The 11,670-nt window shown below is 68.7% G+C and carries 8 protein-coding genes; 5 read left to right on the top strand and 3 right to left on the bottom strand.

The features are described 5' to 3' along the window. The first annotated feature begins 6 nt into the window (after positions 1-6). The 3 genes from AC1DS3_RS09665 (at position 7) to htpX (ending at position 3,277) form a co-directional block, all read left to right on the top strand. Positions 7-1,725, top strand: a complete 1,719-nt coding sequence (locus AC1DS3_RS09665) for an FAD-dependent oxidoreductase (protein WP_477109709.1) — start codon at positions 7-9, stop codon at positions 1,723-1,725. Positions 1,726-1,837: 112 nt separating this feature from the next. Continuing rightward, the gene (locus AC1DS3_RS09660) at positions 1,838-2,227 is read left to right on the top strand and encodes a hypothetical protein (protein ID WP_441641451.1); all 390 of its coding nucleotides are present in this window, start codon (positions 1,838-1,840) and stop codon (positions 2,225-2,227) included. A gap of 171 nt (positions 2,228-2,398) precedes the next feature. Then, complete coding sequence (htpX, locus tag AC1DS3_RS09655; RefSeq protein WP_441641450.1) at positions 2,399-3,277, top strand: protease HtpX; 879 nt, start codon at positions 2,399-2,401, stop codon at positions 3,275-3,277. Here htpX and AC1DS3_RS09650 read toward each other — a convergent pair. The 3 genes from AC1DS3_RS09650 to AC1DS3_RS09640 form a co-directional block, all read right to left on the bottom strand. Further along, the gene (locus AC1DS3_RS09650; protein WP_441641449.1) at positions 3,267-4,307 is read right to left on the bottom strand and encodes a GlxA family transcriptional regulator; all 1,041 of its coding nucleotides are present in this window, start codon (positions 4,305-4,307) and stop codon (positions 3,267-3,269) included. The genes htpX and AC1DS3_RS09650 overlap by 11 nt on opposite strands. A gap of 69 nt (positions 4,308-4,376) precedes the next feature. Continuing rightward, positions 4,377-5,591, bottom strand: a complete 1,215-nt coding sequence (locus AC1DS3_RS09645; protein WP_441641448.1) for an MFS transporter — start codon at positions 5,589-5,591, stop codon at positions 4,377-4,379. 108 nt (positions 5,592-5,699) lie between these two features. After that, on the bottom strand, positions 5,700-9,014 hold the full coding sequence (locus tag AC1DS3_RS09640) for a bifunctional cytochrome P450/NADPH--P450 reductase (RefSeq protein ID WP_477127077.1): 3,315 nt from the start codon (positions 9,012-9,014) through the stop codon (positions 5,700-5,702). 265 nt (positions 9,015-9,279) lie between these two features. On the opposite strand from AC1DS3_RS09640, the gene AC1DS3_RS09635 reads away from it, so the two are divergent. Together AC1DS3_RS09635 and AC1DS3_RS09630 are read left to right on the top strand one after the other, a co-directional pair. Then, positions 9,280-9,951, top strand: a complete 672-nt coding sequence (locus AC1DS3_RS09635; protein ID WP_441641446.1) for a TetR family transcriptional regulator — start codon at positions 9,280-9,282, stop codon at positions 9,949-9,951. A 234-nt stretch (positions 9,952-10,185) separates the two neighbouring features. Then, positions 10,186-11,316 (top strand): porin, encoded by a 1,131-nt coding sequence (locus tag AC1DS3_RS09630; RefSeq protein WP_441641445.1) that lies wholly within the window; start codon positions 10,186-10,188, stop codon positions 11,314-11,316. Positions 11,317-11,670: the final 354 nt, after the last annotated feature.

The following is an 11,670-nucleotide window of genomic DNA, read 5'->3' as shown; positions in this document are numbered from 1 at the left end:
GCTGGCATGGACCGCCGCCGCTTCCTGATCGCCGGCGCTGGCGCGGGCGGCCTGGGCTTGCTGTCCGGCTGCGACCGCCTGGGCGGCGATGCGAGCCGCTTCCTGGCCGGCGTCGGCCTGCGCGAGCCCATGCCTGTCGTGCTGCGCCCCGGCATGGCCGAGGGCCACGCGCTGCGCGATGCCGCCAGCTGGCCGTCGACCGTTTCCGCGCAGGACGAGATCGTGACCGATGTTGCCATCCTCGGCGGTGGCGTGGCCGGGCTCAGCGCCGCGTGGCAGCTGGCGCGTGGCGGCCTCACGGACTTCCTGCTGGTGGACGGGCCGGAGTTCGGCGGCAACGCGGCGGCCGGAAGCTTCGGCGGCGGCCTGGCCTTCCCGCGCGGCGCGCACTATCTGCCGCTGCCCTCGCCCGAATCCACGCACATCCGCGAGATGCTGGCCGACACCGGCGTGATCCAGCGCGACCCGTTCGCCGCGCGGCCCGAGTTCGACGAACGCGCGCTGGTGCATGCGCCGGACGAGCGCCTGTTCTTCGACGGCAAGTGGCACGACGGCCTGGTGCCTGGCGACGCAGCGCCGGACCAGGAAGCGGCGCAGCACGCGCGCTTTCTCGCGCGCGTCGAGCAGCTCAAGAGCGAGCGCGGCAGCGACGGCCGCAAGGCCTTTGCCATCCCATTGGCGCTGGCCTCGCAAGATCCGGCCTGGACCAGGCTTGACCAGCAAAGCATGCGGCAGTGGATGCTGGCCGAAGGCTTTACCGCGCCCACCCTGCACACTTATGTGGACTACTGCTGCCGCGACGACTACGGCGCGGGGCACGACGTGATCTCGGCCTGGGCGGGCCTGTACTACTTCGCCAGCCGCGCGGGCCATGCAAGCGATGCGGCCGATGGCGCCGTGCTGACCTGGCCGGATGGATTGCACGCGCTGGTGACGCGGCTCTCGGCGCGGATCGATGCGCACCGCGGCGCCAAGCCTGGCGCCCGGCCATGGCGCCGTCCCGGCATGGCGCTGCAAGTGCAGGAGCAGGGCCGTGGGGTGTCGGTGCTGTGCGCCTGGTGGCCGGATGGCGTTGGCGCCCAGCCACCGCGCATCTACCGCATCCGCGCGCGCCGCGTGATCTGCGCCATGCCCCTGCATGTGGCCGCCCGCGTGGCGCCGCTGCGCGAATTCGGCTTCGACCCGGCGCGCCACCTGCCGCCCACCGCGTCCTGGATGGTATCCAGCTTCCGCCTGCAGGGCTTCCCGCCGGAAGCGCCGGGCGTGCCGCTGGCGTGGGACAACGTGGTGCATGGCGGACGCGGGCTGGGTTATGTGGTGAGTACCCATCAACTGATCCGGCAGGCAAAGCCAGCAGCCACGGTCTTTACCGCGTACTGTCCGCTGGACTTGGCGGCCAGCCCCGGCGCGGCACCGCGCTCGCTCACCGACACCCGCCGCTGGCTGGCCGAGGCCAGTGCCGCCGAGCTGATGGACTACGCCACCACCGATCTGCGCACGGTCTACGGGCGCGCCTTCTGGCGCCACGCGGATGCGGTGGAAATCACGGTGCGCGGGCACGCCATGGCTTCGCCGCGCACGGGCTTTCTGGGCAATGCCGGAGCCGCGGCCCTGCGCGCGGCCGATGGCCGCATCCTGTTTGCCCATGCGGACCTGTCCGGCGTGTCGGTGTTCGAGGAAGCGGCGTGGTGGGGTACGCGTGCCGCGCGCAATATCCTGGGCTGAGCGCTACGGAGTGATGCTTTCGCCATAACGTGCCGCAGCGCCGCATCCTGTAGAATTCTTTGCTCGATTTCGTGTCGAACCGCCTGACACGCGATCCCAACCCCAATTTTTTGTGCGCGCAACCCGCTTCCTGCTGCTGCTCCTGATGCTTGCCGTCATGCCCGTCCAAAGCTGGGCAGGCGCACGCACGTGCGCAGTGGGCAACACGGTGCAGGCGGATTCGTGCAGCACCCTGGCACAAGACGCCGCTGCCGGCATGGCAGACGATGCGGCGCATGATGCCGCTATCGATGCCAGCGGAGCCCCCGGCGCCGTTGACGTTGGCAGCGCCGGCGACGCCAAGGATCCGTCGCAGCCCGGCGCCGACCTTGCCGAATCCCTGTTGCCGGCCTCGCCCCCGCGCTTTACCGCAGGGCTTGCCCGCAGCGGCGCGCCCGCGCACCGCGCGGGCGCCATGCCCGACCCCGACCTCCCCCTTCAGCAGCGCCCTCCCAGCGCCTGAGTCTCCCCCGCGCGTGCGCTGGCCTTGCGTGCGCTCGTAGTCAGCGTAGTCCGGTTCCCGGTTTTCCTGTCGTTAGTCTCCTGCACGCGGCGCGCCTGGCCTGGCGCTGCGCGTGCTTGCGACGCGCGCCCCTGTTTTCACCATGGCATTGATCACTTCMTCACACAAAAAATGAAACGCGTCCTGCTCTTCCTGGCGACCAACCTCGCCGTCATGCTTGTCCTCAGCTTCAGCGCCAGCTTGCTGGGCGTGAACCGCTTCCTCACCGGCAACGGCCTCAACCTCGGCATGCTGCTGGCATTCGCGGCGCTGATGGGCTTCGGTGGCTCCTTCATCTCACTGCTGATGTCCAAGACCATCGCCAAGTGGTCGACCGGCGCGCAGGTCATCACCCAGCCCAGCAACGGCACCGAAGTCTGGCTGGTGCAGACCGTGCAGAAGCTGGCCGACCGCGCCGGCCTGCCGATGCCTGAAGTCGCCATCTATGAAGGCGAAGCCAATGCGTTTGCCACCGGCGCCACCAAGAAAAGCTCGCTGGTGGCCGTTTCCACCGGCTTGCTGCAAACCATGTCGCACGACGAAGTGGAGGCCGTGCTCGCGCACGAAGTCGCCCACATCGCCAATGGCGACATGGTCACGCTCACGCTGATCCAAGGGGTGGTCAACACCTTCGTGATCTTCCTGGCGCGGATCGTGGGCTACTTCGTGGATTCGATGCTGCGCAAGAACGATGAGGAATCCAGCGGCCCCGGCATCGGCTACATGATCACGGTGGTGGTATGCGAGATCGTGTTCGGCATCCTGGCCAGCATCATCGTGGCCACCTTCTCGCGCCATCGCGAATACCGTGCCGATGCCGGCGCGGCCAAGCTGATGGGCAGCCCCACGCCGATGGTGGCGGCGCTGCGCCGGCTGGGCGGGCTGGACGCCGAAGGCCTGCCGCAGAACATGCAGGCGATGGGCATCGCCGGTGGCAAGTCGTGGCTGTCGCTGTTCTCCAGCCACCCGCCGATCGAGCAGCGCATTGCCGCGTTGCAAGCTAAGGCCTGAGGCCCTTGCCGGACTCCGCTGGCCTCGCCCGGAACGCGGCCCGATAGCGTTCCGGCGTGGTCTGCACATGCCGCTGGAAGGCCTGCCGCATCACGTCGGCGTTGGCAAATCCAGTCGCACGGGCGATGCCATCCAGGCGTCGCCCGTCTTCCTCCAGCATCCTGCGCACCGCTTCCACACGTAGCCGTTCCACGTAGCGCGCCGGCGTCTCGCCGACCTGCCGCGCGAAGACGCGCGCGAAGTTGCGCGGGCTCATCGCCACGCGCTCGGCCAGCACCTGCACCGACAGGTCGCGCGCCAGGTGCTCCGCCATCCAGGCCTGCAATTCGCGCAACTCCGGGCTTTGCGCGCTCTGCGCCTGCAGCAGCGTGGAGAACTGCGCCTGGCTGCCGGGACGGCGCAGGAACAACACCAGCTCGCGCGCCACCGCCAGCGAGGCGGCATGGCCGAGATCGTCCTCCACCAAGGCCAGCGCCAGGTCCATGCCGGCGGTCACGCCGGCCGAGGTGTACAGATCGCCCGCGCGGATCCAGATCGGGTCCGGGTCCACCTGCACCAGCGGATGGCGCTCTGCCAGCCGCGCGGCATGACGCCAGTGCGTGGTGGCGCGATGGCGGTCCAGCAGCCCGGTGCGCGCCAGCACGAACGCGCCGGTGCAGACCGCGCCGAGGCGGCGCACGCGCGGTGCCTGCGTGCGGATCCAGTCGATCAGGCGCGCGTCGCTGGCTGCCGCGGCGTGGCCTGAGCCGCCGGCGATCAGCAAGGTATCGATCGGCCCGGGCAGCATGTCGCCGATGCGATGATACGGCGCGTCGGCCAGCAGCCGGATCCCGCTTTCGGTACACACCAGGCCGTCGTCGCGCACGCTGGCAATGCGGATGTCGTAGGCGGGCGACGCCCGGCCTGGGAGCCGGTTGGCATGGCCGAAGACCGCGCTGGGCCCGGTCACGTCGAGTTCCTGCGCGGGGTCCGGCGCGACGAGCACGACGATGCGCGGCGGATCATTCGGCAAGGGATGGCTGGCAGGCATGGACGGTGACCCAGGGCGAGAGGGTGAGTGCGCGAGTGCGGTTGCCGCCGATCATACTGGCGCCAGCGCCTATCCGGCCAGCACCGCCGCGCGCGGCGTGCTGCGCCGCCAGCCTAGCGTGACCAGCAGCGCCACCGCCAGCGCCGGCAGCACGGCAAGGTTGACCGCCTGCCAGCCATAGCGGTACAGCACCTGCCCGGCAGCGAGCGTGGCCAGCGCGGTCAGCGCGGCGGCGCTGAATTCGGCCAGCGCCTGGGTCCGCGCACGCTCGGCGGGCCGGTAGCTCTCCGCCAGCAGCGTGGTGCCGCCGACAAACATGAAATTCCAGCCGATGCCAAGGCACAACAAGGCGACATAAAAGGCCGGCAGCGCCGTCGAGGCCAGGGCCACGAGCGAACCCATCGCAGCGAGCGCGATGCCGCACATCAGCATCGGCCCGCGCCCAAAACGCTGCAGCAGCCAGCCGGAGAAAAAGGACGGCGCGTACATGCCCACCAGGTGCCACTCGATGATCTGCGCGCCCTGCGTGATGGTATGGCTGCACGCCACCGCGGCAATCGGCGTGGCGGTCATCACGAACATCATCACCGCATTGCCGATGCCGTTGTTGGCAAACGCCGCCAGGAACACCGGCTGGCGAGCGATCACGGCGAGCGGGCGCGCGGGCAGCACCGCGGCGCCGTGACCGGCTGCCGCCGCGCCTGCATGCGCCTCTGGCTCGCGGTAGCCAAGCGCCAGCAGCAAGACCGTGGCCATCCCGAGCACCGCGACCACCGCATACGAGCCGGCGAAGGGCTGCGCCACCATCAGGTCGCTGCTCCACGCGGCAATGGCGGGCCCGCACACGGCGGCCACCACGCCGCCGGTGAGCACGGTGGAAATGGCGCGCGGCTTATCCACAGGCGCGGCGGCGTCCGCCGCGGCCAGCCGGTAAAAGCGCGCGAACGCCTGGAACACGCCGACCAGCGCCGTGCCCACGCAAAACGCCACGAAGTCATGGTGCGAGATGGCCCACACCGACACCAGCCCGCCCGCGCAGCACGCGAGCCCGCCGAGCGAAAAAGCGATGCGGCGCCCCAGCCGCTCGATCAGGAAGGCGGCCGCGATGGCGGTGAGCGCCGACGCCACCGTGATCAGCGCGAACGGCAGCGTGGCCAGCGCCTTGTCGGGCGCGAGCGTGTAGCCAACCAGCCCGGTCAGGGTCAGGTCGACCGACAGCGCCGAGGTGAACAGGGCCTGGCAGATTGCCAGGACCCGGGCTTGGGACATCGCGGGACGTGCCATCGGGCGCTCCGGTGAGGAAGAGGCGGGGATGGCACCGAGCGTACGGAAAGCGGGACCGTGGCGGCTGACAATGATCCGCAGAATCCTGCCAACCGGCTCCTGGCTGGGTTAGTTGAACACGTCCTGGCGGTAACGTTCCTGCGCGACCATGCCCGCCAGCCAGCCGGAGGCCGCGGCCTCGCTCATGCCGCCCTGCTGCGCCGCGATCTCGATCAACGTGCGCCGCACCGCCGGCGCCATCTGCCGGCCGTCGCCGCACACATAGATCGTGGCGCCGTCCTGCAGCATCGCCCAGATAGCCTGGCGATCGCGCCATAGCAGATGCTGCACATAGCGCTGGTCCGCAGCGGCGGTAGTGGAGTAAGCCGCATGCGCCTGCACCACGCCCGCGGCCTGCCAGCGTGCGACGTCATCGCGGTAGAGCCAGTCGTGCCCGGGATGGCGGCAGCCGTAGTAAAACTGGCTGGCGGCTACCGCCTGTCCGGCGGCCTTCTGCGCCGCGCGCTCTTCCAGGAAACCGCGGAACGGCGCGATGCCGGTGCCGGGCCCGACCAGGATCATCGGCCGCGCCGGATCGGGATCGGGCGCGAAGGCCGGGTTGGGCGTGCGGATCGCTGCCGCCACCACCGCGCCCGGCGCGAGTCCTTGCAGCCAGGTGGATGCCACGCCACGGAACATGCCGCGCCCCGAGAGCGCGGGCGACCACACGGTGCCGACCGTGATCGTCGCCACGTCCGGTGAAACCAGGGGCGACGACGCGATGGAATAAAAGCGCGGCCGCATCGGCACCGTGCAAGCCAGCAGGCCCGGCAGCGTGAGCTCGATGGCGGGGTGGCTGACCAGCACATCCACCAGCCCCAGCCGCTGCGAGGCCACGCGTGCCGCGTAGCCCTCTGCCGCGTGGTCCGAGCCGAGCCGCTCCAGCGCCGCGCGCGTGAACGGGCAACGCGTGTATTGCAGCAGCGTGCGCAGCGTCTGGCGCGACACCACGTCTTGCAGCTCGATGAAATGCGTCAGCAGTTCGCGCAAGGGCAATGCCTCGTCCAGTGGCAGGCCGCGCGCGGCGCTGGTGGATGCGGCGGACAGCGTCACCATGGCGTCGGGATCGAGATCGAGCCGCTCGCACAGGTCCCGCACGGTGGCGGGATGGTTCTGCGGGTACACCGCAAGGTGATCGCCGGTCGCGTAGCTTGCGCCTTCCGGCAGGCGCARCCGGATGTCGCGCGTGGAGGTGCGCGGCGCTTCCAGCGCGAAGTCCCACAGGCCCGCCGGATCGTTCACCAGCTCCGTGTTGGCCAGCACCGTGAAGGCTTGCGTCGACGGCGGCAGCGTGCCGGCACGGATGGTGGCGATATCGCGCAGCCGCACTTCGATCTGGCTGGCGCCCGCCGCATCTGGTGCCACGCCCTGCGCCACGCGCAGCGCCTGCAGCGATTGCCACAGCGCGGCGAGCCACGACTCCGCAGCCTGGTCGAAGTCGCCATTGCCATCCGCCTCGCCGCGCGCGAGCAAAGGCGCCGCGCCAGCCGCGCTGAAGAAGTCGTGCAGCCGCTTGGGAAATGCCTGGTACGTGGCCCATTGCGAATTGCCGCAGCCAAGCAACGCAAAGCGCAGGCCTTCTGCGCGGTAGCCGCCAGCATCGCCGCTATCGAGCATCGCTTCGAAGCGTCGCGCTGAATCKGGTGCGCGTCCGTTGTAGGTAGCCGCCACGATCACGGCGAGCCCATCGGTGGGCAACGCGCCCACGGCTTCGTCCAGGTCGCGCAGCGTGGCGGCAAAGCCGGCCGCCAGCGCGCCGGCGTGGATCTGCTCGGCCAGCTCGCGCGCGGTGCCCAGGCTGGAGCCGCACAGCACGGCAAGGGGCTGGCCGTTGCCGCGCACCGCCGGAGGTTGCGACTGCGCGCTGGCAGCGCCGGCCGCCGCCGCGGCGGCGATGCGCTCATGCGCACGGCGCCGCCGCGCGCGCAGCGTGAACGCATCCGGCTTCAGGGTCAGCGTTTCCTTGATGCGGAACTGGTAGTCGTGCGGGTCGCTGAACTGGAAGTTGCGCAGCATCAGGGCCAGCGCGAGCTTGGCTTCGGTCAGCGCGAACTGGCGGCCGATGCAGGCGCGCTSGCCRTTGCCGAACGGCTTGTAGGCGTGGGGATGGATCCTGGCCTCGTTCTCGGGCAGGAAGCGGTCGATGTCGAAGGTCTCCGGATCGGCCCACACTTTCGGGTCGCGGTGCAGCGCGGTGAGCACCACCGAGACGCGCCGATCCTTGCGGATCAGGTAGCGCCCGCCGATCACCGTGTCCTCGAACGGCGCCACTGCAAAGGCGGGCGCCGTGGGCCACAGGCGCAGCGTTTCCTTGAGCACGCGGTCAATCACCTGCAACTTCGCCAGGTCGGCGTAGACCGGTGGCGCGTCGCCCGGCAGCACTGCGTCCACCTCGGCATAGGCTTGCGCCAGCACGCCGGGATGGCGCAGCAGCTCATACAGCGCGAACGTGAGCAGGCCGCTGGTGGTCTCGTGCCCCGCGATCAGGAAGGTGATGACCTGGTTGCGGATGTTCACGTCGTCCAGGCGCTGGTCGGTGTCGGGGTCGCGCGCCTCCAGCATCAGGTTGAGCAKGTCGTGCGCGGGCGGMTGTCCGGCGTTCTTGCCGGCCGCGGCGCGGCGCTGCCGCACCACGTCATCCACCAGCGCTCGCATGTACTGGATATCGCCGGCGAACTTGCGGTGCGCCTTGTGCATGAACTTGTCCTGCAGCGCAAAGCGTGTGAGCTTGCCCATGGCCTCCTCGAGCGCGCCGACCATGGCGTCGATAAAGGGATGGAGCTCCTCGCGCGAGAACGAATCGAAGTCGTAGCCGAAGCCCGACAGCGCGATGGTGTCCAGCGTGAGCCGGGTCATGTCGTCGGCAATCGGGATGTCGGTGTCGGCGCCCTGGCGGTCCCACTTGTCGACCAGCCGGTTGGCCACGCGCAGCATCACGTCGAAGTAGCCCTTCATGGCGCGCTGGCTGAAGGCCGGCATCAGGATGCGGTGGGCACGGCCCCAGTTCTCTTCCTCGGCGTGCGCGGTGAACAGGCCGTCGCCAGCCAGGTCGCGCAGGTACGACAGCGGCGGCCCGACGATCTTGCGAAAGTGCTGCCCGTCCGACAGCTCGCCCACCAGCGCGGCGTCGCTCACGAATGCCACGCGGCGCCCAGCGAAATCGAGTTCGAAGATGCCGTCGAAGGCGCGGCTGCGCGCCAGCAGGTGCTGCCCGACCTTGCCCGGCGTGACCTGCAACAAGTTGCCGACCAGCGGCCAGCCCGGGTCGCGCGGGATGGGTTCGAGCGAGCGTGCGGGCTGCGCCGCCGGAATGACTGCTGCGGTTGCTGCGGTTGCCGAGTTTGCTGCCGGAGCGGCGGAGGCGGAAGTGGAGGCGCGCTGCATATTCAGGTCACCAGATGGTAGTCGGCGGGCGAACCGCCGGGGTTGGGCCAAGGGGCTCAGGGGCCACCTTGTGTCTCTTGTTCGCTTTTCTGTTTTTTGCCGGGTACATGGCGTATATGGCTATCCCTGCAAGCCGACGTAGACAACCGTCTACTTTTGCAGCAAAGTAGACGAATGTAGACCGAGTGTCAATTCCAAACCGGATTCGCTGAAGCCGGCGTATTCAAGCCGGCGTATCCCGGCCTTAACTTTTTTGCCTGACACCATGGAAGACATTGCCGGCGGCAAACGCAAACTGATCGACGCGGCGCTGCGCCTGGCCGCAGCCAGGCGCAGCTTCGCCGGCCTCGGCCTGCGCGAGCTGGCGCGCGAAGCGGGGCTGAACCCCAATACCTTCTATCGCCACTTCCGCGACATGGAAGACCTGGCGCTGACCGCCGTGGCCGAGGTCGGCAACGCGCTGCGGCCCATGCTGCGCGCGGTGCGCTGGGCGGTGGCGCAGGACAACCCCGGCGAGGTCGCCAACCGCGCCTGCGACGCCTTCTTCGCCTACGCCGATGCCCATCCCGACGCCTTCTTTGTCGGCGTGTGCGGCAGCACCGGCCCGCAGCCGGCGCTGCGCGAAGCGGTGCGCCAGGTGCTGGCGGATATCGCCGGCGAGATGGCGGAAGACATCGAGAGGCTGGAACTCTGCCCGGGCCTGTCGCGCCCCATCATCGACGACCTCTGTGGCTACGTGGTGTCCTACCTGTTCCACCTGTCGACGGACTATCTCGAAGATAACGCCAAGGGACGCCGCCTGCGCATCCAGCAATCCAAGCAGCTGATCAGCTGGCTGCTGCGCGGCGCAGCCGAACAGCAGCGGGCGCAGGATCAGCCGGCGCCCGTACCCGCACCTGCGCGCAAGCGTAAGCCGACGGAACGCCGGCCGCACTGAGCGCGCCGGCCGCTGCGTTTGCAATGCGAGCGGCAAGCGGCTGAACAAGCGGCTGGACGCCTGCCCCGCCGGTCTCCTCGGTATTTTCCCTGAGCCAGCCGCGCAACGGCGGGAAAGCTGGATGAAGGCTTGCCATGCCTACGATGCAGGGGCTTCTCTCATGGCCGGGACACGCGTCCCGCCCGCGAGCAGCCGGAATCATCGACAAAACTAGCGAGCCCCGAGGAGATCAACTTGAAAGCCCAAACCAAAATCACAGCCCTCGCGCTGGCAATCGGCGCGGCCTTTGCCGGCCACGCCAACGCGCAATCGAACGTGACGCTGTATGGCCTCATCGACACCACCATCAGCACCATCAGCAACGCCGACGCCAAGGGTGACCGCCTCACCGGCTACCACCAGCCGGCGTGGTTCAGCGGCAACCGCTGGGGCCTGACCGGCGCGGAAGACATCGGTTTCGGCACCAAGGTGATCTTCAAGCTGGAGAGCGAATTCCAGAGCTACAACGGCGCGATGGACACCCCCGGCGTGCTGTTCAACCGCGACGCCTGGGTCGGCATCAACAGCGATGTCTTCGGCAAGCTGACCTTCGGCCGCCAGAATGCGCTCGGGCGCGACCCGATGGCCTCCGGCCTCTATGGCGATCCCTACGGCCCGGCGGCCATCACCACGGAAGAAGGCGGCTACACCAACAACAACAACTTCAAGCAGCTGGTGTTCTACGCAGGCAGCGCCACCGGCACGCGCATGGACAACGGCGTGGTGTGGAAGAAGCTGTTCGACAACGGCCTGACCGCCGGCGCGGGCTACCAGTTCGGCGAAGTGCCGGGCGCGCCGTCGCGCAACACCACGGAAACCGTCACCCTGGGCTACAACGGCGGAAACTTCCACGTCTCGAGCTTCTTCACTACGGCCAACGTGAATGGCCAGCGCAACCGTACCTATTCGGCTGGCGGCAACTATGTGTGGGGCATCGTGCGCGCCAGCGCGGGCTATTTCCACTACACCGCGGATCAGGGCGCGCTGGGCCAGCGCAAGGACGACGCCTACACCGTGTCGCTCAAGATCGACCCGGCAGGCGCCTTCGACTATGAGATCGGCTACCAGATGATGAAGGCCGGCCACGCCGCCCTGAATGCCGACGGCTTCACCATCAATGCTTACGGCAACACCGCTAACTCCACGGCGACCGACAGCGGCCGCAAGAACACCGTGTACGGCTCGATCTTCTATCACTTCTCGAAGCGTACCGAGGTCTACCTGGCCGCCGACTACATGTTCCTGCAGCACGGCTATCACGCCGCGCAATCGAACGGCTTCGCGCACCAGAGCGAGTTCGCGGTGGGCATGCGCACGCGCTTCTGATCCCGTTGCATCGGCCTGCGCCTGGCGGCGCGGGCCTGGCTCCGAACTTTCCTTGTCCCGGCCACAAGCCGGGTTTTTTTCGTTCTGGCGGCTTCGTTCCGCGCTTCAGGTTTGCTGCCATCTCCCGCTTGTGGGCGATGGGCCGGGGGGATAGGGTGGGCGCTCGTCACGCCTGCTTGCTGGGAAAAACCACGGGCTTCGCTTCAAGTGGCTCCTAGCTGATATGACTCCCCCGTGTCAATCGAGATTGGTTTGATTCAGTTTCACAGTTGCATGTTGTTCCCCAATTTCCTGGAGGGCGACGTAGCAGTAAGTCTCGACGGTGGATCACGCTGATATCCGCGGGTTGGTTAC

The organism is Cupriavidus sp. 01L46 (assembly GCF_056399905.1).
The sequence above is the reverse complement of the archived record's forward strand: the minus strand, read 5'-3'. Positions and strand labels throughout refer to the sequence as shown.

Coding starts and splice junctions, on each gene's coding strand:
- AC1DS3_RS09665 (WP_477109709.1), top strand. CDS start 7: ATGGACCGCCGCCGCTTCCTGATCGCCGGCGCTGGCGCGGGCGGCCTG.
- htpX (WP_441641450.1), top strand. CDS start 2,399: ATGAAACGCGTCCTGCTCTTCCTGGCGACCAACCTCGCCGTCATGCTT.
- AC1DS3_RS09650 (WP_441641449.1), bottom strand. CDS start 4,307: ATGCCTGCCAGCCATCCCTTGCCGAATGATCCGCCGCGCATCGTCGTG.
- AC1DS3_RS09645 (WP_441641448.1), bottom strand. CDS start 5,591: ATGGCACGTCCCGCGATGTCCCAAGCCCGGGTCCTGGCAATCTGCCAG.
- AC1DS3_RS09635 (WP_441641446.1), top strand. CDS start 9,280: ATGGAAGACATTGCCGGCGGCAAACGCAAACTGATCGACGCGGCGCTG.